Source organism: Segatella intestinalis, from assembly GCF_029348455.1.
Lineage (GTDB): Bacteria > Bacteroidota > Bacteroidia > Bacteroidales > Bacteroidaceae > Prevotella.
Genome location: NZ_JARJVV010000003.1, coordinates 1 through 25,058 on the forward strand (window position 1 = coordinate 1; position 25,058 = coordinate 25,058).

The 25,058-nt window shown below is 48.2% G+C and carries 24 protein-coding genes and 1 tRNA gene; 13 read left to right on the forward strand and 12 right to left on the reverse strand.

Features of this window, described 5'->3' with window-relative positions:
- Positions 1-224: 224 nt before the first annotated feature.
- Entirely contained in the window at positions 225-917 is a 693-nt protein-coding gene (gene cmk / locus P3T48_RS02185) for a (d)CMP kinase (protein WP_276505460.1), read from the reverse strand.
- Positions 918-976: 59 nt separating this feature from the next.
- Positions 977-1,921 carry a type IX secretion system protein PorQ gene (porQ, locus tag P3T48_RS02190; RefSeq protein WP_022252374.1) on the reverse strand — a complete coding sequence of 315 codons (945 nt, stop codon included), beginning with the start codon at positions 1,919-1,921 and terminating at the stop codon, positions 977-979.
- 498 nt (positions 1,922-2,419) lie between these two features.
- On the opposite strand from porQ, the gene P3T48_RS02195 reads away from it, so the two are divergent.
- The 12 genes from P3T48_RS02195 (at position 2,420) to P3T48_RS02250 (ending at position 10,317) form a co-directional block, all read left to right on the forward strand.
- Complete coding sequence (locus P3T48_RS02195; protein ID WP_276505461.1) at positions 2,420-3,151, forward strand: energy transducer TonB; 732 nt, start codon at positions 2,420-2,422, stop codon at positions 3,149-3,151.
- 86 nt (positions 3,152-3,237) lie between these two features.
- Complete coding sequence (locus P3T48_RS02200) at positions 3,238-4,212, forward strand: polyprenyl synthetase family protein (RefSeq protein ID WP_276505462.1); 975 nt, start codon at positions 3,238-3,240, stop codon at positions 4,210-4,212.
- Between the two features lie 56 nt (positions 4,213-4,268).
- Entirely contained in the window at positions 4,269-5,090 is an 822-nt protein-coding gene (locus tag P3T48_RS02205) for a TatD family hydrolase (protein WP_276505463.1), read from the forward strand.
- Between the two features lie 132 nt (positions 5,091-5,222).
- Positions 5,223-5,310 (forward strand) — tRNA-Ser (locus tag P3T48_RS02210).
- Positions 5,311-5,337: 27 nt separating this feature from the next.
- Positions 5,338-6,072, forward strand: a complete 735-nt coding sequence (locus P3T48_RS02215) for a MotA/TolQ/ExbB proton channel family protein (RefSeq protein WP_022252378.1) — start codon at positions 5,338-5,340, stop codon at positions 6,070-6,072.
- The gene (locus tag P3T48_RS02220) at positions 6,053-6,565 is read left to right on the forward strand and encodes a hypothetical protein (protein WP_276505464.1); all 513 of its coding nucleotides are present in this window, start codon (positions 6,053-6,055) and stop codon (positions 6,563-6,565) included. The genes P3T48_RS02215 and P3T48_RS02220 overlap by 20 nt, the downstream gene beginning before the upstream one ends.
- Positions 6,562-7,134 (forward strand): ExbD/TolR family protein, encoded by a 573-nt coding sequence (locus P3T48_RS02225; protein WP_276505465.1) that lies wholly within the window; start codon positions 6,562-6,564, stop codon positions 7,132-7,134. Before P3T48_RS02220 ends, P3T48_RS02225 begins: the two co-directional genes overlap by 4 nt.
- The gene (locus tag P3T48_RS02230; RefSeq protein WP_158463746.1) at positions 7,131-7,610 is read left to right on the forward strand and encodes an ExbD/TolR family protein; all 480 of its coding nucleotides are present in this window, start codon (positions 7,131-7,133) and stop codon (positions 7,608-7,610) included. The genes P3T48_RS02225 and P3T48_RS02230 overlap by 4 nt, the downstream gene beginning before the upstream one ends.
- A gap of 83 nt (positions 7,611-7,693) precedes the next feature.
- Positions 7,694-8,194, forward strand: a complete 501-nt coding sequence (locus tag P3T48_RS02235) for an Lrp/AsnC family transcriptional regulator (RefSeq protein WP_217759077.1) — start codon at positions 7,694-7,696, stop codon at positions 8,192-8,194.
- Between the two features lie 215 nt (positions 8,195-8,409).
- Positions 8,410-8,826, forward strand: a complete 417-nt coding sequence (locus tag P3T48_RS02240; RefSeq protein ID WP_276505466.1) for a hypothetical protein — start codon at positions 8,410-8,412, stop codon at positions 8,824-8,826.
- The gene (locus P3T48_RS02245) at positions 8,807-9,661 is read left to right on the forward strand and encodes a DUF6712 family protein (RefSeq protein WP_276505467.1); all 855 of its coding nucleotides are present in this window, start codon (positions 8,807-8,809) and stop codon (positions 9,659-9,661) included. The genes P3T48_RS02240 and P3T48_RS02245 overlap by 20 nt, the downstream gene beginning before the upstream one ends.
- 89 nt (positions 9,662-9,750) lie before the next feature.
- Positions 9,751-10,317: a hypothetical protein gene (locus P3T48_RS02250; RefSeq protein ID WP_276505468.1), complete on the forward strand. Its 567-nt coding sequence runs from the start codon at positions 9,751-9,753 to the stop codon at positions 10,315-10,317.
- Positions 10,318-10,397: 80 nt separating this feature from the next.
- Here the strand turns inward: P3T48_RS02250 and P3T48_RS02255 are convergent, their stop codons facing one another.
- Genes P3T48_RS02255 through P3T48_RS14360 form a run of 3 tightly spaced genes read right to left on the reverse strand, consistent with a single transcriptional unit; the run spans position 10,398 to position 11,330 of the window.
- Positions 10,398-10,730 carry a hypothetical protein gene (locus tag P3T48_RS02255; RefSeq protein ID WP_276505469.1) on the reverse strand — a complete coding sequence of 111 codons (333 nt, stop codon included), beginning with the start codon at positions 10,728-10,730 and terminating at the stop codon, positions 10,398-10,400.
- Positions 10,714-11,142 (reverse strand): NTF2 fold immunity protein, encoded by a 429-nt coding sequence (locus P3T48_RS02260; RefSeq protein ID WP_276505470.1) that lies wholly within the window; start codon positions 11,140-11,142, stop codon positions 10,714-10,716. Before P3T48_RS02260 ends, P3T48_RS02255 begins: the two co-directional genes overlap by 17 nt.
- Positions 11,143-11,150: 8 nt before the next feature.
- Entirely contained in the window at positions 11,151-11,330 is a 180-nt protein-coding gene (locus P3T48_RS14360; RefSeq protein ID WP_443217160.1) for a DUF4329 domain-containing protein, read from the reverse strand.
- Between the two features lie 316 nt (positions 11,331-11,646).
- Here P3T48_RS14360 and P3T48_RS02265 point away from each other — a divergent pair, with 316 nt between their 5' ends.
- Positions 11,647-12,315, forward strand: coding sequence for a thiamine diphosphokinase (locus tag P3T48_RS02265; RefSeq protein WP_217758665.1), 669 nt, complete (start codon positions 11,647-11,649; stop codon positions 12,313-12,315).
- A gap of 83 nt (positions 12,316-12,398) precedes the next feature.
- On the opposite strand, the gene P3T48_RS02270 is transcribed toward P3T48_RS02265, so the two are convergent.
- From P3T48_RS02270 to P3T48_RS02300, 7 genes are all read right to left on the reverse strand, one after another.
- Positions 12,399-13,742: a glutamate synthase subunit beta gene (locus P3T48_RS02270; RefSeq protein WP_276505471.1), complete on the reverse strand. Its 1,344-nt coding sequence runs from the start codon at positions 13,740-13,742 to the stop codon at positions 12,399-12,401.
- 182 nt (positions 13,743-13,924) lie between these two features.
- Positions 13,925-18,448, reverse strand: coding sequence for a glutamate synthase large subunit (gene gltB / locus P3T48_RS02275; protein WP_276505472.1), 4,524 nt, complete (start codon positions 18,446-18,448; stop codon positions 13,925-13,927).
- A gap of 123 nt (positions 18,449-18,571) precedes the next feature.
- Positions 18,572-20,359: an asparagine synthase B gene (asnB, locus tag P3T48_RS02280; RefSeq protein WP_276505473.1), complete on the reverse strand. Its 1,788-nt coding sequence runs from the start codon at positions 20,357-20,359 to the stop codon at positions 18,572-18,574.
- A gap of 357 nt (positions 20,360-20,716) precedes the next feature.
- Positions 20,717-21,433, reverse strand: coding sequence for a hypothetical protein (locus tag P3T48_RS02285; protein ID WP_443217156.1), 717 nt, complete (start codon positions 21,431-21,433; stop codon positions 20,717-20,719).
- Between the two features lie 116 nt (positions 21,434-21,549).
- On the reverse strand, positions 21,550-22,806 hold the full coding sequence (locus P3T48_RS02290) for an ammonium transporter (protein WP_276505474.1): 1,257 nt from the start codon (positions 22,804-22,806) through the stop codon (positions 21,550-21,552).
- 182 nt (positions 22,807-22,988) lie between these two features.
- Positions 22,989-23,345, reverse strand: coding sequence for a P-II family nitrogen regulator (locus P3T48_RS02295; RefSeq protein ID WP_022252389.1), 357 nt, complete (start codon positions 23,343-23,345; stop codon positions 22,989-22,991).
- A 1,524-nt stretch (positions 23,346-24,869) separates the two neighbouring features.
- A complete protein-coding gene (locus tag P3T48_RS02300; protein ID WP_276505475.1) occupies positions 24,870-25,040 on the reverse strand; it encodes a hypothetical protein in 171 nt (56 codons plus the stop codon).
- Positions 25,041-25,058: the final 18 nt, after the last annotated feature.

Consider the following 25,058-nt stretch of genomic DNA (forward strand, 5'->3'; position numbering starts at 1 on the left):
ATCCTTAAAAAGGATAAAACGATCAAGGGAAGTATCAACTTAAAAAGAATGAAAGCTGGCTGGGACGAAAATTACCTGTCAAAACTTTTGGAGGCGAACGCATTTTGATGCGTCCGCCCTGAACTAACAGAAAACAATTTGTATAGTATTACTGAATTGAGCCCACTTGACTATTAAAGTAATTGCTTGTGGCTAATAGAGGTGCTGAGTCGTTACTGTCTTTATCAACAACCAGCAGCCTTCTGATATTGCTTCATGAGCCATTCTTTCTGCTCGGCAATGGTCATGTGGCTGTTGTCAAGAGTGATGGCATCGTCGGCTTTCTTGAGTGGAGAAACCTCACGATGTGTGTCGATATAATCTCTTTCCTCTACATTTTTCAGAATGTCGTCGAATTCGGCAGGCATACCTTTCAGCTTCAGTTCGTCGTATCTGCGCTGTGCTCTTACCTTGGAGTCGGCAGTTACGAAGATTTTCAACTCGGCATCAGGGAATACTGTAGTTCCAATGTCGCGGCCATCCATCACGATGCCTTTCTCCTGTCCCATCAGTTTCTGCTGAGCAACGAGAGCCTGGCGAACAAATGGGACGGCGGCGATAGGACTTACATGGTTGGAAACTTCCAAAGAGCGTATTTCTTTCTCTACGAGTTCGCCGTTGAGATAACAGTCGGGACGACCAGTCTCGTTGTTGAACTTGAAACTGATGTGGATATTGGTCATTTCTTTCTCCAACATATCTACCTTCACCTGGTTGTCTGCATCGAACAGCTCGTGGCGCAACGCATAGAGAGTGACCGAACGGTACATGGCCCCTGTGTCAACATAAATGTAACCTATTTCCTTGGCCAGGTCCTTGGCCATAGTGCTTTTGCCACATGACGAAAAACCATCAATGGCTATTGTAATTTTCTTCATAAATCTGTGTATGTTGTTTTTGTGATATTTACTTGATAGAGAATAGTTTTCGGAACGTGTCAGAGGCTGTAAGCCAAATTGACAAGCAGGCTGTTGCTGCTGACGTGATATTTGCCATAAGCCAAGTTGAGATGGAAACGCTCCAGGTTGAGGCCGGCACCTAAAGAGAGTCCAGCTCCATGACTGCTTGAGGAGTCGTTGGAGCTTTGTATCTTCATCTCGCTGGCCCGTCTGAAATTGTAGCCTGCGCCAATCCAGATGTTGGAAAGCAGAATCTCGACGCCTCCCACAAGGTGTTCTTTGAAGTTGACATCCCAGTTGTTCAGGTTGACAAGTGTCAGGGAAAGGCGGAAAGGCATGTTGGGGAACTGCTTGCTCACACCCATCTGCAGGTCGATAGGCATTTTGTCGTATTCCTCATCGTAGGCTTTCAACTGTCCGCCCAAGTTCTTGGCGACGGCAGAAATCGACCATTCATGATCAGGGTCGTAATAGTTAATTCCCAGGTCAACGCCCATTCCTATTGAGTTGTAGTCGCCGATATAAGAGGTGATGAACTTGGCAGTGATTCCGCCGACAAAGTTCTTGCCCAACATATAGGAGAAATAGCCAGCCACAGCAATGTCTTTGGCAGAGAACTCGCCCATCTGTACATTGTTCTCGTCCACCTGTTTCATCTTTCCATAGTCAACATATTGTGCCGATACAGCCCATGAAGCCTTGTCCTTCACTATGCGGTTGAAGGCTGCCGAAGCAGCGTTGACTCCCGACATATAGTTCATATATCCCAAGTTGATGGTCTTGTCGCTTACCGATGAGAGCAGAGCTGGATTATGGAAAATGAGGGCTTCATCATCCTCGATGAGGGTGATGTTGTCGCCACCTAAAGCTGCAGCGTGCGCACTTGCCGGCAGGCGAAGAAAGTTGTATCCCGTTTGGCTTTCCTGTGCAACAGCCATAGTTGCCGACAGTGCCAAAAGGACAGAAAGAAGAAGTTTTCTCATTCCTATTATTTTATTCTTGGATGCAAAGAAAATGCAAACGAGCGCAATGAAAGTACTTTCAGATTGCCGAGTGCCGCTTTTTCTTCTGCAAAGATAATGCAAACGAGCGCAATGAAAACTTGTTTTCAAATTGCCGAGTGCAGCTTTTTCTTATTTAAAGATAATGCAAACGAGCGCAATGAAAGTTCACTTTCAGATTGCCGAGTGCCGCTTATCTTCTGCAAAGATAATGCAAATCGAAGACAATACAAAAGAATAACTCCATTTTTTCTTTTTTATTGTAGTGATGCCGTCTGTTTATGTAAAGTATGTCCAATTTATGGACAATACAAAAAAAAGGAAGAATAAATTTGGCTATTACCTTTAAAAAGGCTACTTTTGCATGCGATAAGAAGCCATGCTCTATATGGAAGCGATTCTGCAAAAAGTTCACACCGCATCATGGCGTCGTTTTTTGAAAGAAACGAATAAAGTTTAGTAGAATAAAGGAATAAGGAATTGGAAATCAAGAAATCTCATAGTGCACAGTTGGAGGACAAGCGGGTAACATTTTTCTTGCTTGGGCTGTTGCTTACCCTTTCCTTTATCTTCGTAGGCCTGCAGTATACGAGTCAGCCCGACGATTATGACTTGTCGAACGATATAGAAGACCTGTCGCAGGACTTGGAGCTCTCGCTGCCTCCAGACTCCAAGGACATGGTTTCGGCAGAGGCTGCCTCGAAGCCTGCATCCAAAGCCATTACACAAGAGGTGAAGGCAGAACAGAAAGCAGAACCAGCAGCGCAGAAAATCAGCACTACAACCAGCGAACTTGTGATAGGAGACGGAGAAGGAGCCGTGGATGGCGCCAATGTGAAGGAAGCTGCTCCCGAAACGCCAGTCGACAACACAAACACATCGGCACAGCCCGAGGCTCCTATCAATTTTACCGTGGTTCAGCAGATTCCCGTTTTTCCCGGAGGCTGGTCGGCATACATGCAGTGGCTTACCAAGAATCTGAAATATCCGCGTCAGGCTCAGCAGCGCAAGATACAAGGCATGGTGGTGGTTTCGTTTATTGTCAATAAAGACGGAACGGTGTCTGACGTGAAGGTGAGCACTTCGGTAGACCCCTTACTCGACAGGGAGGCTCTGCGCGTAATGAAGATGATGCCAAAGTGGAAACCTGGTATGGACCACAACAAGGTGTGTCGCACGATGGTGGCAGTGCCTGTCGTCTTCCAGCTCTGACCCTGCATTTCTTTATTATGCTCAAGTATCCCTTTATAATACTCTGATAGAAATAATCACTCAACCATTATAAAAAACGAACAATTATGAAGACAGCCGACGAACTACTGACTCAGGTGAATGCCTTTTTAGATGCACTTCCCTACGAGCGTACTCCGAAGTCGCTTTACGAACCTATCCGCTATGTCTTGTCGATGGGTGGCAAGCGCATTCGCCCCGTATTGATGCTTCTGGGCTACAATCTTTACAAGGAAGATACTGATAAAATCTTGATGAATGCCATCGCTTTGGAAACCTATCATAACTACACACTCCTGCACGACGACCTGATGGATCAGGCTGATTTGCGCCGTGGTCATGAGACGGTGCACAAGAAATGGAATGCCAATACTGCCATCCTGTCTGGCGACAGTATGCTGGTGCTGGCGTATGAGCGAATGGCACAATGCGACAGCCGTCATCTGGCAGATGTTCTTCGCCTCTTTACCACTACGGCGCTCGAGATTGGCGAGGGACAGCAGTACGACATGGAGTTCGAGACCCGTGACGATGTGCGCGAAGAGGAATACATCGAGATGATTCGACTGAAGACAAGCGTCCTGTTGGCTTGTGCGCTCAAGATAGGAGCCATCCTGGCTGAAGCCCCTGCCGAGGATGCTGATAATCTGTATAAGTTTGGCGAACAGATAGGTCTGGCTTTTCAGTTACAGGATGATTATCTCGACGTTTATGGCGACTCCAAGGTCTTCGGCAAGAAGATAGGCGGCGACATCACCTCCAACAAGAAAACATTCATGCTCATCAATGCGTTCAGTCATGCCAATGAGGCACAGCGACAGGAGTTGGAGAAGTGGGTTAATGCCAAGTCTTTTGACCGCGAGGAGAAAATCGCTGCCGTAACACGTCTGTATAATGAAATCGGTATCGACAAGATGGCGCAAGCCAAGATAGCCTACTACTTTGAGCAGAGCAAGAAATATTTAGATGCAGTCCAGGTTCCGGCAGAGCGTAAGGAAGAACTGCAGAAGTATGCCCAGCGCATGATGAAGCGCAAATATTAATCGAACAGCGAGAAGACTAAAAAATAATCGAACAGCGAGAAGACCGCAAATAAAAAATGATAAAGATTATCGACACACATACGCATCTCGATGCCGAGGAGTTCGACGAAGACAGAGCTGAGGCTTTTGCCCGTGCCCGCGAAGCAGGAGTGGGCAAGGTGTTCCTGCCAGCTATAGACGTGAAGACTACGAAGGCTGTGCTCAGCCTCAGTAATCAATATCCCGGTTACGCCTATCCTATGATAGGACTCCATCCAGAGGAGGTGAAGGCCGACTGGAAAGAACAGCTTGCCGAGCTGCGTCAAATCCTCGATGAGCATCGCGTGCAAATCAACACAACAGTTTCCGACTTCATTGCTATAGGCGAGGTGGGGCTTGACTATTACTGGAGCCGTGAGTTTGAGCACGAACAGTTGCAGGCTTTCGAGGAACAGGTGAAGTGGTCGGTGGAAACCCGTCTTCCCCTCATGATACATTGTCGCAAGGCGCAGAACGAGATGGTTCATCTCTTGCGCTCTTACGAGAAAGAGCTGCCGGGAGGCGTCTTTCATTGTTTCACGGGCAATCAGCGCGAGGCTGAGGAATTGCTGTCTTTCGACCGTTTCGTGTTGGGAGTTGGCGGTGTCTCCACTTTCAAGAGCAGTCATCTGCGCGAAGACCTTCCAGCTGTGGTTCCGCTTCATCGCCTTGTACTCGAGACCGACAGTCCCTATATGGCACCAGTTCCACATAGAGGTAAGCGTAACGAGAGTGCCTATGTTGTCGACGTGATGCGCACCCTGGCTGCAGCCTATCAGGTGAGCGAGGACGAATTGGCGGCAGCCACCAATGCCAATGTAAGCCGTATCTTTGGCAGCGAGGTGGTGAAAGGACTGTAGGCAGTGCTGCAAGTTGGTGTGGCAAAAGTAGAGTCAGTTAAAGAAATATAAAATAGGAAGCCTTTTTTGCTTATTTGCCCGAAAAGCGATACTTTTGCACACCGAAGCCCGTCAAGGTGCTCGCAGACAAAAGGAAAGGTGCTCGAGTGGCTGAAGAGGCACGCCTGGAAAGCGTGTATTCCCCTAAAGGGAATCGGGGGTTCGAATCCCCCTCTTTCCGCATATACATATATAATATAAGGTATATATGAAGAAAAATCCTTTTATTGCACGTTTGGCAATATTGACATTCACCCTCGTTGCTTCTTCTATGCCATTGATGGCGCAGGAAGAATCAATGGGAATTCATCAAGCTCTTAAGACCAAGTTTGTAGAAGGCAATGCCGGCTTTATGTCGTTGGTGGCCATTGCCCTGGTGGTTGGTTTGGCGTTCTGCATAGAGCGCATACTTTATCTCAGTCTTTCAGAAATCAATGCCAAGCAGCTCATGCTCGACATCGACAGCCGCATGGCAGAAGGAAAGGTGGAGGAAGCCAAGGACTTATGCCGCAACACACGCGGACCGGTAGCCTCTATCTGTTATCAGGGACTGATGCATGTAGATGACAGTCTGGAGAATGTGGAGCGTTCGGTTGCCAGTTACGGCACGGTACAGGCTGCCAACCTCTCGAAAGGCTGTTCGTGGATAACGCTGTTTATCGCCATGGCTCCCTCGCTCGGATTCTTGGGAACGGTCATCGGTATGGTGATGGCTTTCGACCAGATACAGCAGGCAGGCGACATCAGTCCTACCATTGTGGCATCGGGAATGAAGGTGGCGCTTATCACTACCATCTTCGGTATCATCGTAGCCCTTATTCTTCAGGTGTTCTACAATTACATCCTGTCAAAGATAGAGCATATCATCAGTCAGATGGAAGAATCGTCCATCACCTTGATGGACATAATAGCCAAGTATAAGCATGAAAATCAAGCATCTTAAGAGCTGGGGAACCGAAAGGCTCTCGCAGCGACTGTTGTACATTCTGGTAGGAGTGTCGGCGGTGGTTTTCGCCTTGTTCTATCTGGTGGGCTACGACCTGTCATTCGACGAGAACCCCGACTTCAATGCCCCTCTTTTCACCGATGTGCTCATCGTGCTTATGGTGTTAGTCCTTCTGTTGGCATTATGCATGATAGGCTTCTCGGCATGGCGAAGCCATCGTTCGGGCAGTCGTCAGGACGCTGTGGTCAATGGTGTGCCTGCCCGCAAGATAGCCCGCATCACATGGTTTTCAACTTTTGGTTTGCTCGTCATAGGCTTCGCCGTAGGTTCTTCCACTCCTATGCTGGTCAACGGCAATGACTACAACGACTGGTTCTGGCTGAAACTGAGTGATATGTTTGTCCTCGCCTCAGTCATATTGCTGATAGCAGCCATAGGTGTAGTGCTCTTTGGCGTAACCCGTTATGTGCGTAAAGAACGAAAGAAATGAAGCGTCTGCGTAAACCACATGGAGTACCGGGACTGAATACCACATCTACAGCCGACATTTCTTTTATGCTGTTGATATTCTTCCTTGTCACCACATCGATGGATGTGGACAAGGGTTTGCTGCGCCAGTTGCCAGCCCCTGAGCCACAGCACCAACAGCAGGTTTCGGTTGTCGACAAGGCCACACTCCTTGAACTTCACGTCACATCCGACCATCTGTTGCTCCTGAACGACAAGCCTTTCCCGGTAGACCGACTGCAGGGTGAGGTGGTGAAATTAGTGCATCGTTTGGGTAGCCGTCATCTTATCTCAATTGAGAGTGACCGCGAGGCAAGCTATGATCTTTATTTCCAGGTACAGAATCAGTTGATGATGGCCTATTCGCAGTTGCGTGACGAATATGCCCGCAAGCAATATGGCAAGACTTTTGCCCTGTTGTCGAAAGCCCAGAAGGATAGGGTTCGCAACCTGTGTCCGCAGCGCATTACCGAGTCGTATGCTCATGCCCGCACCTTCCAGGACAAGAGTGTGAGTGCTGATGCCGAAGAGAAGAAAGGAGGCGAATCATGAGTATGTTCGGACGTCGTGAGCACGAGATGCCGGGACTAAACACTTCCTCGTTGCCCGACTTGATATTCACGGTATTGTTTTTCTTTATGATCGTTACCCACATGCGCCAGGTAACGCTCAAGGTGGACTATCGCGCCCCACAAGGCAAGCAGCTCACCCGACTGACCAAGAAGTCTGCCGTGTCTTACATCTATATAGGCAAACCAGTACAGTCCTTGCCGGGAGTCTCGAATGTAGAGACCGATTCAAGTGGAGTCTGCGTTCAGCTCAATGATAAGCTCGCCACACCTGCCGAGGTGATGGACTATGTGTTGGCAGAGAAGCGTCGTATGTCGGCTGAAGACCAGCGGCAGATGACAGTTTCCATCCGCGCCGACCGTCAGGTTCCCATGGGTGTAGTGATGGATGTCAAGCAGGCTTTACGACAGGCAAAAGTGCTTCGTGTTAACTATTCTGCCGTAGAAAAGAGTAAATAATATTAATTTATAATTATTTATGCGCAAAAAGTTGCGTTTCTTAAATTAATGTACTATCTTTGCACCCAAATTAAACTTAATTTATGGCAAAGCAGTTATTAGATTACCTGGACAGGCAGATATTGAAACTGATATCACAAGACGCACGCATCCCATTCCTTGAAGTGGCACGAGCATGCAATGTGAGCGGTGCTGCCATCCATCAGAGAGTGGCCAAGTTGACAAATCTTGGCATCATCAAGGGCTCTCAGTTCATCATCGATCCCGAGAAGATTGGTTATGAGACATGTGCTTATGTAGGTCTGTATCTTAAGAATCCAGAGCAGTTCGACCACGTTGTAGACGAGCTGAAGAAGATTCCTGAGGTGGTGGAATGTCATTATACGACAGGCGGCATGGATATGTTTATCAAGATTTATGCCAGCAACAACCACCACTTGTTGGAGATTATCCACGACAAGTTGCAGCCATTGGGCTTGTCACGCAGTGAGACCATCATCTCATTCAATGCAGCTATCAACAGACAGTTGCCATTGCTTGAGATTCCTGAGAATACTGAGGACGAGGACAACGGTGAGGAATAAAAATAATAAGCAAGAGAACACGATAGGCTTATCCCGAAAGGTGTAAGCCTATTTTTTTTGTATTTATCTCTCAACCGAGTTGTTTTCTTCGTTAAAGCATAGCCACACCTTTTCACGGAAGGCTTTATCAGAAGTTAGCGGAAGGCTTTATCAGAGTCAGCCCACTGCGTTGGGCAAGTTGCATAGTTGTACGTGATGACTTTTCCTGTGGAAAGGTGCTTTTCTCTACGTTCTATGTTTCACCCAATGGTGAGGAGCAGCATGATGTGGTCATCAACAAGATTGAGACGGACAAAGAAGGTGGCGACTGGGCTACGGACATTGTCGAAGCCATCAATATGATGTGCTTCACCATGCGAGTCCATTCCAACCTCGTCGGCTCGGTGCCAGGCAAGTCGCAGACCAATAACTCTGGTAGCGACAAGCGAGAGCTTTACACCATCGCCCAAGCTCTGCAAAAGCCTTACCACGACCTCCTCTTTTCCGTTCACCGTCTGATCATCCGTTTCAACAAGTGGACTGCGGTCAAGCCGGACTGCCCATTCATCCAGCTCACCACGCTCGATGAGAATAAGGATGCAAAGCAAGTTTCACTCAATAAATCCAAAGACAATGAGCAATCTGATAAATGACAACGACACTCTGAAGAAGTATGTTCCCAACACGCTTAAAGCGGTAGCTGGTGAACTATCTCTTTTCGACAAAATACAGTATCACCTTTTACAGGCGGAGCAATGGCTTACCGCCACTTTCGTATCGTCCGACACGATGAGTCGCATCCGCACGTACTCTGACAGCACTCCGCTCCTGCATTACTGCCGTATCATCACGGCTGCAGAGGCAATGCTGCACGCTGTGCCACAGCTCGACCTTATCCTTACGCCTAACGGTTTCGGCATTGTCAGTAATCAGAATGTGATACCGGCATCTAAGGAGCGCATCGAGAGACTTCTTCTGTCTCTCGAAAAGCAGCGCGACGATGCCCTTGCCGTTATCCTCACCTTGCTTCCGGATGCTCACCATTGGACTGCATCGGAGCAGTTCAATTACTTCGCAGCCACGATGTTTCCCACACTCGACATCGTGCACCAACTGGGCTTCGCTGACCATATCTGGCTGCGATACCAGGACACTCGTGCCAAGTTGCTCGCCATTGAGCACCGCCTCGAAACGGAGTTCTTCAGTCCGGAACTCATGGACATGCTTCGCACCGCCAACGCTCTCAACAAGTGGGATATGACTCTCAACACCGCTCAATACAAACGGATGTATCAGCGCATCTCTGCCATCGAGTTCTCCATCCTCCGCATCGGTGAATATCCGATACCAAGCATTATCGACATCGTGAACAGCATACGTTTAGCCAAAGGCAACGTATTCGCTGAATGGAAAAACTCAGAAACAGCCAAACTCTTTGAAGACCATGGATATAAAAATAAAAAGCAGTCAGGAGGATATTTCTTCTAAAAATCACGTTATTAACCATATTTAACTATCTGGGGGGAAAAGTGCGAAGATATTATTGTATCTTTGCAAAAAAACTAAAAAACAAAGGTATGAAAAAACTATTTTTGACATTAATTGTGGCATTCTTTACTATTACAGGAGGCATTGCGCAGAATGTAACAGTAGAAAAACCGGAGTTCGCAGAAGAGACTTTACTCTTGACCTCTAACAATCAAGGTGTAAAGTTGTCACGTGAGAATGGAACCGTGAAAACAAAGGCTGGAGCAAGTCTTTATTTGACAGGTATCGGCAAGGTGAAATCGAGACTGACTCTTAAAGGGGTTAAGTCTACGAGTAAAGCAGTCGGCGGCTCAACAACACGTCTTATCGTTAAGGCTGCCGACAATAAGACTGATCCAAACTCTTTTATCTCAATTTTTAAATTTGAGGTTAAAGGAAAAGAGCGTAGATACCAACTCGCTGAAGCTGGTACACTTTCTAAATCAGAGAGTAATAACCTTTCAAGTGTGGACTACAAGGCTAAGAAATATGGCGAAAGTTCATATTACATTGTATTGGAAGATCTTACCCCAGGTGAATATGGCATTGTTATTGGCGACCCTAATCACGAAAACACAAAAAACGGCATGAAGGTTACTACTTTCACTGTTGAGTAAAACTTCAAAAATTTGAAAGACTATTTTTGTCTTTTCCCCCATACAAATACTTCCGTACTTTCGCAGTATGGAAGCATTTTTCAATTTATCCCTACCCAAAAAGGGTATTCCGTACTCATTTCTTTTTTCCCATAAATATCCATAAGGACAGCACTTCCTATTTCTGCAGCCAATTTTGGAGTGTCAATTACTCCATGTGGCATTCGCAATACTGTTTCATCGGGCAAATACAGGGAGTCGGCATAGCTTTTAAAAAGAAGAGGTTCACTATCACCTCTAATATAAATAAAAGGAACAACCCTTTGATTGTATTTTGCAGAATATGAGAGAAACACACAAGTTACAATAAATCCCAACAAAATGCCTATCACACCTAACAACAAATACTTTAATTTTTTATTTTGTGTTGTCATACCGTTCTATTTTTAATATTCGAGAATCTATTTTTTGAATATAAACTACAGCCATAGAGTCTTTGGGCATCACCTTCCAGACTCTACCACTTAATAAGCTAATTTTAAAAGGCTTTTTACTATCAATATATTGAGGGCCATATTTCGAAGATAACAAGCTACTCGCTATCTTATAAACTGTTTCTGGATGTTGCACACACATGCGACGATGGGGTGTATTAAAAATAAATGATTTTAGTTCTTCCTTCATGTAATAATGCTCAGGAGAATAATCTCCACCCTCATAATCTTGTATGCTAACACACTTAAATTCATGTGTTTTATCTCTAATACTTGTCTTTGATAATATAACTGATATAACCATACCTAATATGATACAACCAGCAAAAAATACAATTTCCTTCTTATTCATATGTTTTATTATTTAATCGTAATATTTTTTGTTCCTCCTGAGATCGCAACATCATAGGTATAACCAATTTTTCCTTGAGCATTGCGAACCCTAAAAATATTAGAAGCATATTCTCTGTTTTCTCGTATAGAATTATCATTATAGAAATATCCGAAGTCAATGGCTGCTGCATCTGCTAATTTAAGGATACATGTGTTATCATCCTTACAATCTAAAGAAACAGTCGCTTAATACTGGAGAAATCTTATCTGAACACATCCTGGAGATGAACGACCGGCCATTTTGCGCCACTTGCGTCACTGCGCCAAGTGGCACAAATATAGCAAATATAGAAAAAATGGCTGAAAAACGTGGGACAGGCATGTTTGTTTATGAGGAAAAATTGTACTTTTGCCACTGAAATCAAAAAGACTTCAACTGAATAAAAAAATGTGTAACAGGAAACATAAGACTTGTGCTACAGAAACATAAGACTTGTGTCATAGAAATTAAAAGAATCGGAAAATGAAGAAAGATAAATTGCCTCTTGTTACTGCAGTTTCCAGTTTCGATGCTGTGGTCCTATGCGATGGAGATTATCCCTCTCATGCTGTGGCGCTGTCGATACTGCAGCATGCCAAATATCTGGTGTGCTGCGATGGTGCAGGTATGCATTACATTCTGCATGGCGGGACACCTGATGCTATTGTGGGAGATGGCGATTCGCTGCCTGATGACTTCAAGAGACGCTATGCCGACTTGGTGCATTTGGTGGACGAACAGGATGACAACGATCAGACGAAGGCCACGCGATTTTGTATGAAGCAAGGAATGAGACGCATTGCCTACCTGGGATGCACGGGCAAGCGAGAAGACCATACGCTCTGCAACATCTCGCTGATCATGCGATATATGCGAGAGTGGGGGCTCGACGTGACGATGATTACCGACACCGGATATTTTGTTCCAGCTTCAGGGCTTCAGTCTTTCGAGACCTTTGCGCGGCAACAGGTGAGTATCTTTAATTTTGGCTGTACGAGGCTTTCTGCCGAGGGACTCAAATGGAAGCCTTATCCCTATAAGGAATGGTGGCAGGGTGGACTCAACGAGGCTTTGGACAACGAGGTGGTGATGGATGGCGATGGCGACTATCTGATGTTTTTCACCTTCGATGCCAAAGTTCCAAAACCATAAGCAGAGTACTGGAACGAAAAAAGGGAGGCAAACCTCATCTCAAGGTCCGTCTCCCCGCTACTTATAGTTAAAAATAACCGATATTATTTGTTCAGATATTTATCTACCTGGACAGCAATCTTTCGACCGCTTGCCATGGCTCTTACGACAAGGCTTGCACCATTGGCAGCATCGCCAGCTACAAACACATTGTCGGCAAACTCAGGCTGCTGTGGCTTCAGGAATCCCATGGCAAGGAACACAGCTTCGGCCTTGATAATCTCGGGCTTGCCTGCTTCTACCATCAGCGGACGACCGCCTTCAGGATTTGGCTTCCAGTCTATCTGTTGTACTTTGACACCTGTCAGTTTGCCGTTCTTGCCCAGGAACTCGAGTGAGTTGATGTTCCAGCGACGGGTGCAGCCTTCCTCATGACTGGATGTAGTCTTGAGGGTGCGAGGCCAGTTAGGCCAGGGATTCTTAGGATCCTCAGGACCTTCTACAGGCTTAGGCATGATTTCTATCTGTGTCACGCTCTTGCAACCCTGTCGATGAGCAGTTCCGATGCAGTCGCTGCCCGTATCGCCACCACCGATGACAAGAACGTCCTTGCCCTTGCAGTTGACGAGCTCGTCCTTGCTGAACTCCATGCCTGCGAGGATGCGGTTCTGCTGAGATAGCAGTTCGAGGGCGAAGTAAACACCCTTGAGCTCGCGTCCTGGAATCTTGAGGTCGCGTGCAGTAGGCGTACCAGTAGAAACCACATAGGCATCGAAGCCTTCGGGCAGCTTGTTGACATCGATGTGCTGATTGTATTTGAACTCGATGCCTTCTTCCTCGAGAAGATGCAGACGGCGGTCGATGATGCTCTTGTTGAGCTTGAAGTTAGGAATGCCGTAACGCAGCAAGCCGCCGGCGTTCTCGCGTGCCTCGAAGACAGTCACCTTATAGCCTTTATGGTTGAGCTGGTTGGCAGCGACAAGTCCGGCAGGTCCTGCACCGATGACGGCAACGGTCTTGCCGTTGCGTTCTGGTATTTCAACGCGTACATAGTCTTCAGAGAAAGCGTGCTCAACGATGGCGCACTCGTCTTCACGGTTGGTGGTAGGCTCGTGGTCCATGAGGTTGAGGATACAGGCTTTCTCGCAGAGAGCAGGACAGATGCGGCCTGTGAACTCAGGAAAGTCGTTGGTGGAGTTGAGCAGGCGGTAAGCCAGTTCCCAGTCACCCTTGTAGAGGGCGTCGTTCCACTCAGGAGCCTTGTTGCCCAACGGACAAGCCCAGTGACAGAAGGGCACACCGCAATCCATGCAGCGCGAAGCCTGCTGTCGGCGGTCGTTGCTGTTTAATGTTTGTTCTACCTCGCTGAAGTCGAGGATTCTATCGTGTATTGGTCTATAGCCTGCTTCTTTGCGGGGTATAGTCAAAAATGCTTTTGGATTTCCCATCTTCTTTTAAAAGTAAAAGGGTAAAAAGGTAAAAAGACATTCTTGCTTGTTACTTGCTGTCATTTACTTAAACCTTATGTTACCTTTATTATTAATTTATTTATTACTCGACATTTTACCGAAGTCAAGGCAAAGGGCTAAGGCTCTTTTTACCTTTTTACCCTTTTGCCTTTTTACCTTTATTAATAGTCTCGCTGCATGTCTGCAATCTTCTGCTGCAGCTTCTTTACCTGTTCTTCCTGCAGCACGCGCTTATACTCGATAGGCACTACCTGGATGAAGTCTTCCACATAGTGGTTCCAGTCGTCGAGCATGGTGCGGGCGAGCTTACTGCCTGTATAGAGATAATGCTGGCGGATGAGCTCGTGCAGCTCCTTGCGGTAGGTGCTGTCCTCGACGAGGTTGATTTCCACCATATCCATGTTGCAGAAGTAGTCGAAGTTGTGGTTCTTGTCCCATACGTAGGCCACACCGCCACTCATACCTGCGGCAAAGTTGCGGCCCGTCTCGCCGAGCACTACCACGCGTCCGCCTGTCATGTACTCGCAACAGTGGTCGCCAGCACCCTCGATGACAGCGATGGCACCAGAGTTGCGCACACCGAAGCGTTCGCCTACCTTACCATTGATATACAACTCGCCCGATGTGGCTCCATAGAGTCCGGTATTGCCGGCGATGATGTTGTCTTCGGCAGAGAAGTTGCTGCGGATAGGAGGCAGGATGGAAATACGGCCTCCTGACAGTCCCTTGGCGAAATAGTCGTTGGTCTCGCCTTCCAACTTGAAGTCGACACCCTTGACAAGGAAGGCTCCGAAGCTCTGACCGGCAGAGCCCTTGAACTTAACATTCACTGTCTTGTCAGGCAGACCAGCCTCGCCATACTTGGCAGCGATAGCGCCACTGAGCATTGCTCCGGCAGCACGGTCGGTATTCTTGATGGCAAAGTCGAGGTTGACTTCCTCTTGCTTCTCGATGGCGTTCTGTGCGCCACGAACGAGCTGCTGGTCGAGCACGTTGGCAAGATCGTGTATCTGTTCGGTGGTGTGATAGAGCGATCCATGACCGGCCTCGCGATGCAACAGGCGAGAGAAGTCGAGAAGGTCGGCTTTCTGCTCGATAAACTTTGCGGTAGCGCTGTCTACGGCTTCGCTTCCCTCGGCAGGAACCACTTCCTCGTCGCTCTTGCGAACGATGAGTTCGGTATGACCGATGATGTCGTTGAGTGAGGTGTAACCCATCTCAGCCAAGTACTCGCGCACCTCCTCGGCGAGGAAGCGGAAGTAGTTGATCAGATATTTGTAGCTGCCGCGGAAGTGGGCGCGCAGCTTAGGATCCTGTGTGGCAACACCCATAGGACAGGTGTTGAGATTACATTTGCGCATCATGACACAACCCAGGACGATGAGTGCAGCAGTACCGAAACTGAATTCCTCGGCGCCGAGCAAGGCCATGAGAATGATGTCGCGTCCGCTCTTCAGCTGGCCGTCTACCTGTAGGCGAACCTGTCCGCGAAGACCGTTCTTCACCAAAGTCTGCTGTGTCTCAGAGAGACCTATCTCTGGCGAGATACCTGCAAAGCGCATGCTGGAAGCAGGGCTTGCACCCGTTCCACCCTCTGCACCAGAGATGACGATGAGGTCGGCCTTGGCCTTTGCCACACCGGCAGCAATGGTTCCTACGCCGCTCTCGGCAACGAGTTTTACAGAGATGGCAGCACGTGGGTTTACGTTCTTCAGGTCGAAGATGAGCTGAGCCAGGTCCTCAATACTGTAGATGTCGTGATGAGGTGGTGGCGAGATGAGGCTGATGCCAGGAATAGAGTGACGTGTCTTGGCGATGACCTCGTTGACCTTAAAGCCAGGCAACTGTCCGCCCTCACCAGGCTTGGCACCTTGTGCCACCTTGATCTGTATTTCCTCTGCATTGACGAGGTATTCGGTTGTCACGCCGAAACGTCCCGAAGCCACCTGCTTGGTTTTGCTGGAGAGGCTGATGCCATCCTGAGTAGAATGGAATCGCTCGTTGTCCTCGCCTCCCTCACCCGTGTTGCTGCGTGCACCGAGGGCGTTCATGGCCAGAGCCATAGCCTCGTGGGCTTCCTTTGAGAGGGCTCCGAAGCTCATGGCTCCGGTGACGAAGTGCTTCACGATTTCCTCTACAGGCTCTACCTTGTCGATAGAGATAGGATTCTTGCGGAAGGCGAAGAAGTCGCGGATGAAGATAGGCTCCTGCTTGTTGTCGACAAGATGAGTGTATTTCTTGAACAGCTGGTAGTCGCCCTTGCGGGTGGCAAGCTGCAGAGTGGCTATAGTCTCAGGATTCCAGGCATGCTTGATGCCGTCCTTGCGATAGTGGAACTGTCCCATGCTGGGCAGGAAGTCGAGCTTCTTTGTGGCGAAGGCCTTGTCGTGCAGCAGGATGGCGTCGCGGGCGATGGTCTCAAGACCTATACCGCCGATGGTGCTTACCTCGGTGCCGAAATAGTTCTTCAGCAGACTCTCGCTCAGACCAATGCTCTCGAAGATCTTGGCTCCGCGATAGCTGCGGATGGTGGAGATTCCCATCTTGGCCATGATCTTGAACAGGCCTTTCTTCACAGCCTTGATGTAGTTCTGTTCGGCTGTGTGATAGTCTTCCTGTATCTTGCCCTTCTTTACCAGGTCGTCGAGGATGGCGTAGGTGAGGTAAGGGCAGAGTGCTGATGCACCATAGCCCAGAAGCAGTGCGGCGTGCATCACCTCGCGAATCTCACCGCTCTCTACGATGAGGGCTGTCTGTACGCGCTTGCCGGCGTCGATGAGATAGTGGTGTACGGCGCTTACGGCGAGCAATGATGGGATAGCTGCATGAGTGGCGTCGACATCGCGGTCGCTCAGGATGATGTAGTTGTAACCGTCGTCAACACTCTGGGCTGCCTGCTTGCACAGCTCGTCGAGAGCCTCGTGAAGACCTTCCTCGCCCTTGGCAGTCTCGAACACCATGTGGAGCTTGACGGTGTTGAAGCCCTTGTAGCGTATGTTCTGCAGAATGTCGAGCTGGGTGTTGGTCAGAATTGGATGTGGCAGACGAACCATCTTGCAGTTGCTCTCGTCGGGATTCAGGATGCCTGAACCCACACGGCCGATGTACTCGGTGAGACTCATCACGAGGTTCTCGCGGATGGAGTCGATGGCAGGGTTGGTGACCTGTGCGAACTGCTGACGGAAGTAGTTGAAGAATATCTGTGGCTGGTCGGAGAGCACAGCCAGTGGCGTGTCGTTACCCATAGAGGCTGTAGGCTCCTGGCCCTTGGTGGCCATAGGGATGATGGTTCCGTCGATGTCTTCCTCGCCGAAGCCGAACTCCAGTTCCTTGCGGGTGAGGTTCTCTACAGAGTTTTCCACCTTACGTCCGCTGCGGAGTTTCTCCAACTCGATGCGGTTGGTGTTGAGCCACTGACGGTAAGGATGCTGGGCAGCCAGACGCTCCTTGATTTCGCCATCGTAGTATATCTTGCCTTCCTGTGTGTCGATGAGGAGGATCTTACCAGGCTGCAGACGACCTTTCTCTGCCACCTCGGAAGGATCGAAGTCCATGACGCCCACCTCGGAGGCCACTACCATCATGTCGTTCTTGGTGATGGTGTAGCGGGCAGGGCGAAGACCGTTTCTGTCGAGCATACCGCCGGCAAAGCGTCCGTCGCTGAAGAGCAGAGCGGCAGGTCCGTCCCAAGGTTCCATCAGGATAGAGTGATACTCGTAGAAGGCCTTGAGGTCTTCTGAGATAGGATTCTTGTCGTTGAAGCTCTCTGGCACCATGACAGCCATGGCGTGAGGCAGCGACAAACCGCTCATCACGAAGAACTCGAATACATTGTCGAGGCTGGCAGAGTCGCTCATGCCAGGCTGTACGATAGGCGAGATTTCGCGAATGTCGCCCAGAGCCTCGCTGCTGAGCACACTCTCGCGTGCCTTCATCCAGCCGCGGTTGCCTCGTATGGTGTTGATTTCACCGTTGTGGCAGAGCAGACGGAAAGGCTGAGCCAGGCTCCATGTCGGGAAGGTGTTGGTAGAGAAGCGTGAGTGGACGAGAGCCAGACCGCTGGTAAAGTAATTATTGGTGAGGTCGGGATAATACTGGCGCAGCTGCAGGCTGCTCAGCATACCCTTGTATACGATGTTCGAATTGGACAACGAACAGATGTAGAAGTCAGGATCGCTGATGCGCTTCTCGATGCGTTTGCGTACGAGGTAGAGGATGCGCTCGAAGACAGGCACCTTGTCGTCGGTGACGCCTGTGATGAACACTTGTTTGATGGCGGGCTCATTGCTCAGTGCGGCCTCTCCCAGGCACTCTGGGTTGGTAGGCACGTTGCGCAGATGCATGAGCTGCAGTCCCTCGCGCTCTATCTCCTCGATCATGATGGAGAGGATGTCCTGCTGTTTCTTTTCGTCTTTAGGCAGGAAGATGAGGCCTGTGCCATATTTGCCTTTCTCGGGCACAGGAATACCTTGAAGAAGAATAAACTCGTGCGGAATCTGAAGCATGATACCGGCACCGTCGCCCGTCTTGTTGTCGGCACCCTCAGCGCCACGATGGCGCATGTTCTCGAGTACCTTCAGGGCATTGTCTACCAGCTCATGGCTCTTGTTGCCGTGGATGTTAACCACCATTCCTACGCCACACGCATCGTGCTCATAGGTTGAACTGTACAATCCTTTTTCCATTTCTTGTTCGTTTTATATTTATCGGTTATTCTATACAATGTTAAATATTGAAAGTCAAGTGATTGAATGATGAATCAGGCTTATGCCATTGAGCATTTGAATTCTTCGTTCTTCACTCTTCACTTATTTATACGCCTGTTCGTGAACTCCGGCTACAGCTCGTCCGCTGGGGTCGTTCTGGTTCTTGAATGAGGCGTCCCATGCCAGTGCTTCGGCGGTAGAGCAAGCCACACTGGGCACGCTGGGCACGCTGCGGGCAGCGCTGTCGCTGGGGAAATGCTCGGCGAAGATAGAGCGATAGTAGTATTCCTCCTTGTTCTGTGGAGGGTTGATGGGGAATCGCTCGGCGGCATGAGCCATCTGCTCGTCGCTGACTGCCGAGGCGGTGATTTGTTTCAGCGTGTCTATCCACGAATAGCCCACACCGTCGGAGAACTGCTCTTTCTGTCGCCATGCCACCTCTTCGGGCAGCAAGTCGGCAAAAGCATCGCGTACTACTTTCTTCTCGATGGTCTTGTCGGGACACATCTTCAGCACGGGGTTCATGCCCATGGCCACGTCGAGGAACTCCTTGTCGAGGAAGGGCACACGGCCCTCGATGCCCCAGGCTGCCAGACTTTTGTTGGCTCTCAGACAGTCGTAGAGATAGAGTTTGCCAAGCTTGCGGACGGTTTCCTCGTGGAAGGCCTTGGCGTCGGGTGCTTTGTGGAAGTAGAGATAGCCGCCAAACACCTCGTCGGCTCCCTCGCCCGAAAGCACCATCTTGATACCCATGCTTCGGATGACGCGTGCCAGCAGATACATAGGTGTAGAGGCGCGCACGGTGGTGACGTCGTAAGTCTCGATGAAGTAGATGACGTCGCGGATGGCATCGAGTCCTTCCTGTATGGTGTAGTTGATTTCGTGATGCACGGTTCCGATGTGCTCTGCCACCAATCGGGCTTTAGCCAGGTCGGGAGCGCCCTTCAGTCCTACGGCGAAGGAGTGCAACCGTGGCCAGTAGGCTTGTGTCTCGCCTCCGTTCTCTACACGTATGGCAGAGAATTTCTCGGCAACGGCCGAGATGACTGAAGAGTCGAGTCCGCCGCTGAGCAGCACTCCGTAGGGCACGTCGCTCATCAGCTGTCGCTTCACCGAAGCCTCGAGTGCGTCGTGTATCTGTTCGACGGCAGCCTGCTCCTGTGGTGCAGCCTCTGCCAGCTGTTCGGCAGCTTTCTTGCTGTCGTCGATGTTGTATTTCTTTTGCATGGAAGCATACTCAAACCAGTCGCGTGTGTAGTAGCGCTTCATGCCTGGAGTCTTGCTGTAGTAATAATGTCCTGGGAGGAAAGGCTCGTAGTGGTCGCACTGTCCTTCGAGTGCCTTGAGTTCGGAAGCCACCATCACCTTGCCGTCGTTGTCGTAGCCGATATAGAGTGGAATCACGCCGATGGGGTCGCGTGCAATCAGAAACTCGTCGTGCTCTGCGTCGTAGAGGGCGAAGGCAAAGATGCCGTTCAGCTCTTCGAGCATCTGGCAGATGCGTGCATGTACGGCGTCCTCGCCTTGAAAGATCAGTGTGGCGAAGTCGGTGTCGGCACGCATCTCGCGATAGAGCGACAGAATCACCTCGCAGTCGCTGCCTGTCTGATATTGATAGTGTCCGGCAAACCGTGAGCGGATGTCCTGATGATTGTAGATCTCGCCGTTTACGGCAAGTACTTGTTTCTTGTCGGGTGAGAAGAGGGGCTGTCGACCGCTTTCTGGGTCTACGATACTCAGGCGCTCATGAGCCAGGATGGCTGAACCACCGCAGTAGATGCCGCTCCAGTCTGGTCCGCGATGGCGGATTTTCTGACTCATGCGCAGTGCTTGCTGTCGCAGTTCGGGAGTTTGCTCCTGAATGTTGAAGATAGATACGATTCCACACATAATAGCTTTTCCTTTCTTTTACGGTTATTTGTAACACTTTGCTAAGTATTGGGTGCAAAATTACTACAATTTGATATATTAAAGAAAGGTTTACTTGCAATTTGTGTTGGTTTTGTATGCTTTGTTTTAATCTTGAAGCTATTATTGTTGTCTTGCTTTCATATTGTAAGCATTCTGTTGCTTGTATATTACAATTTGAAAGTTTACTTAAAAAATAAGAGAAAAATCAAAGAGTCTTAAAAAACAGATGCCGACAGTTCGGGGGGAACTATCGGCATCTTTACCATTGCCTTCAAAGGTGTGAAGGCTTTGTGATTTAATCAAGAAATAACTTAAAAACCCAATATGCGTTTTTCATTATGGCTGGAGAGTGAAGCCTACCACAAAGTAAGCCTTCTGTGAACTTGGGTTGGCTGCCACCTGGGCAAAGACGGGAACTGAGAAGCTGTCTGTAATCTTCAAGTCCTTGGTTGCCTTTACGGCCACGTTGGTTACAGCGAATCCAGAGGCGTCTGAATAATAGTCTGTGGCATAAGGAACAGCGCCTAAAGTGCCCTGCCAGTCAAGACCAGCGAGACGGAATGGCACTGTGGCTTCCACATAGGAAGAATAAGCGCGGTCGCCGTCTTTGTTCAGACCGTCATGACCTGCAAAGTTGGTGTACCAGTTGAGCGCTACAGGACCGAAGTCATAACCTACGTTAGCCTCGAATGTATGGGCTGTCTTGTGGGCATCGTAGAGGAAGTAGCGTTCGCCCTCTGTGTTGAAATAGTAGTCTGTCACACCGATGTGGAAACCGCCTGTCTGATAAGCCAGGGTGAGGTCGAACTCCTTGGTGTCTTCCCATTTGGAGAGTCCTACGCTTCCCCATGCTGTGAGCGAGAGACCTTTCCAGCTCAGTCCGAGTGTAGGCTGCAATGACACCTGTCCACATTCCTGACCACGCCAGATGTACTGGCTTACAACATCGGCAGCTACATTTGCCTCAATCTTATCCTGTGCCTGTGCACCCGTGGCGCATGCTGCCAATGTGAGTGCCAACAATCCAATCTTCTTCAAACTTTTCATACTCATTCTTTTTTATGTGTTAATACTCAGTTTCCTAAGGTTGTGGCAGCTGCTCATCTTCTGTTGATCGCAGCAGCTGCCCAATCTTTATTTTTTTTCTTGTATACTCCAGTTGCCACAGATTAGTTGTAGCAGCTCTCGCCGTGCTCGTAGATATCGAGACCTTCTTCCTCGATTCGCTTGTCAACACGCAGACCGGCAATCTTCTTGATGCCCCAGAAGAGGATGATACCTGTTACGGCTGCCCAAATGTCGATGGTGATGATACCGAAGCACTGTGCACCGAAGAATCCGAAGCCATCGCCGTAGAAGGCGCCGCCGTCGATGGCGAAGAGACCTGTCATCACTGTACCGAAGATACCGCATACGCCGTGTACTGAACTTGCACCTACAGGGTCGTCGATGTGGAGTTTGGTATCGATAAACTCGATAGAGAACACGAGGATGATACCTGCCAAGAGACCGATGATGGCTGCACCCAATGGGCTAACCAAGTCGCAACCTGCAGTGATGGCTACCAAACCTGCCAAGATACCGTTCAGAGTCAGTGAGAATGAAGGCTTGCCATACTTGATCCAAGAGGTGAACATGGTTCCAAGGCCACCGCATACGGCTGCGAGGTTGGTTGTCAGGAACACGTGGCTGATGGCTACGCGGTTTACTTCGCCAGAAGCAGCGAGCTGAGAACCAGGGTTGAATCCGAACCATCCGAACCAGAGGACGAATACACCGAGGGCAGCAGCCATGAGGTTGTGACCAGGGATGGCAGTGCTCTTGCCGTTGCGATACTTGCCCAGACGAGGGCCAAGGCAGATGGCACCTACAAATGCCAATACACCACCTACGCTGTGAACAATGGCAGAACCTGCGAAGTCGTGGAAGGCAGCACCAAAGGTGTTCATCATGAATGAGCCTGTGTCAGCGTTGCAAAGCCAGCCGCCACCCCATGTCCAGTGACCCTCGACAGGGTAGATAATCAATGAGATGAAGAATGAATAAATGCAGTACATGGAGAACTTGGTACGTTCTGCCATAGCTCCTGACACGATGGTGGCGCTGGTGGCGCAGAATACGGTCTCGAACATCAGGAAGCCCTCTACTGGTAAGTCGCCTTTATAGAAGGTGAGGTCGCCAAAGTTGGGCATTCCGATGAAGCCAGCTCCGTCGCTGCCAAACATAAATCCGAAACCTACGAACCAGAAGAGAACCGAACCGACCATGAAGTCGACGAAGTTCTTGAACAAGATGTTCGCGGTGTTTTTACTACGGGTGAAGCCCGCCTCGCAGAGGGCAAAGCCCGGCTGCATGAAAAAGACCAACATGGCTGCCAACAGCATCCACACGGTATCTAATGAAATTCCTAAATCCTGTACACTCATAATCTTTTTACTGTTTAGTGTGTAGTGACTGTTGTCTTGTCGGGCTTTCGCCCTCACTACACAAGATTAATTAAAAACTTTAAGAAAACGTTTAATGCCTTGCCTTCGTTTGAAGTACTTGTGTTGTCCTTTGTTTGTAATGTAGTCCTTACAAGTAAACACTAAACATTAAATATGAATCACTATTTCTCCTGCTCGGCATTATAGAGGGCGATGTCGCCTCGCTCGCCTGTACGGATACGGATAGTGTCCTCTACAGGGATGACAAAGATACGACCATCACCAATCTCGCCTGTGCGGGCAGCCTCTTGGATGGCATTGATAGTTTTCTCTACGTTTTTGTCTCGTACAACGATATTCAACAATACGCGCTCGATGCTGCTCGTGTCGTACATTACACCACGATAGATGCGTGCCTGTCGCATTTTACCTTCGCCACGTACATCGTAGTAAGAGAACCACTCGATGTCGGCTGCAAGCAATGCTTCCTTCACATCCTCGAACTTGGTCTTACGGATGATTGCTTCAATCTTTTTCATAACTAATCTCTCCTATTATTATAGATTTGTAACTATTTGTTCTATTTCTTTTATGAAACGATAACAATATGTATGTTTACGACTGCAAAATTACAACATTTTGGTAGTTATTTAACGATAAAAACTTACTTTTTGTTATTAGATTTTTAATTTACTTTCAATAAGAAACTATTTTACTCGTTATAGTTGACAAAGTGAAAGCAAAATAGTCTATTTTGGTTTCGCTTTAATATTTTTCGTCTTTTTCTCGTTTCGCCCGATATAGGCTTACGGTTGATCCTCAGCTGTGCCCATGTCGGGCGGAATTGTTTCCTGTCGTAATCGCAGTCTGTCATGTAATCGCAGTTTGTGTCGTAATCGTCCTGTTCCTGTATGATGACAAGAGGCTACTGCAAGCAAAATAGTTTCAAGTTCTTGTACTTAGAAAAGCGAAAATGACTAATGACTAATGACTAATGACTAAAAAATAACAGTTAAATGATGGTTTATATGTTGTGTCCGTCCTGTTGTTTCCCCGATTCTGGTGGCCGGGCCTTTGTCTGCGGGAGAGGCGGATCTTAAGAAATAGTTGGGGCATTTGTTACAGCCCTTGTGACGGTGTCTTGTTGGTTGCCCGATGTCGTCTGTCGGCCTTGGAGTAGTGCTCTTTTGGGGGCTTAATAGATGACCGGCGTTGGTCGTCTATTGTGACCGACCTTGGTCGTAATAGATGCCCCCTGAGAGGCTCTTGTCACACTTCCTTTGGTTGACGATGCAAAGAAAATGCAAACGAGCGCAATGAAAGCTTGCTTTCAAATTGCCGAGTGCAGGTTTTCTTCTGCAAAGAAAATGCAAACGAGCGCAATGAAAGCTTGTTTTCAAATTGCCGAGTGCAGGTTTTCTTCTGCAAAGATACAACAAAAAGCAACTTTTTGCAATAGTTTGTTCGGACTTTGTGCTAAAAAGTACCCATATTTTTGCTATTTATACTGATTATTAAGCAGTTATAAAACTATTAAATGTAAGCCATCATAAGAGGGAAAGTGTGTCATTTTTGTCAAAGTCATTTTTGTCATTTTCAAAAAGCAAAACACTTTTTCTCCTCTATAAAGAATATATATAAATATATATATATTTATATATATTCTTTATAGAACATTTTTTCATTTTCAAAATCGAAAATGACAAAAATGACTTTGACAAAAATGACAAGATTAGGACTTCTGGTAAAATATAACAACATTTCTTGTTGATGTGTGTGGATGGAGAATACTTGTTGTGAAGTTTTGTGAATATCATTTTTTTTGTTCTTGGAATGGTAGGGAAAGAGTGCGAGAAAATGGCTGGAAATCTATTTTTAGCGGTTTCATCGGTCAAACTTCCGAGGCGGTGGAGCTGTTTTTCGTCTTGGAGCTTTGTCGTGACAAAGCTGTTGCTTATCAGTGGGTGCAGTTGGGTGGGGCGGATATCTTGTCGGGAATGTCTAAAAACCTTACAAAAATAGGATGACGGGGAAATGGCAATCGTGATAAAAGTCTGGTATCTTCAGATTTGATAAGGATGCAGTGTGGCAAAAAATGGTGAATCTTTGCAGAAAATTAGCTGCATTTCGGCAAAAAAATCAAGCAAACTTGATGTTTTGCGCTCGTTTTCCATTATCTTTGCAGAAGAAAAACTGCACTCGGCAATTTGAAAACAAGTTTTCATTGCGCTCATTTGCATTATCTTTGCAGA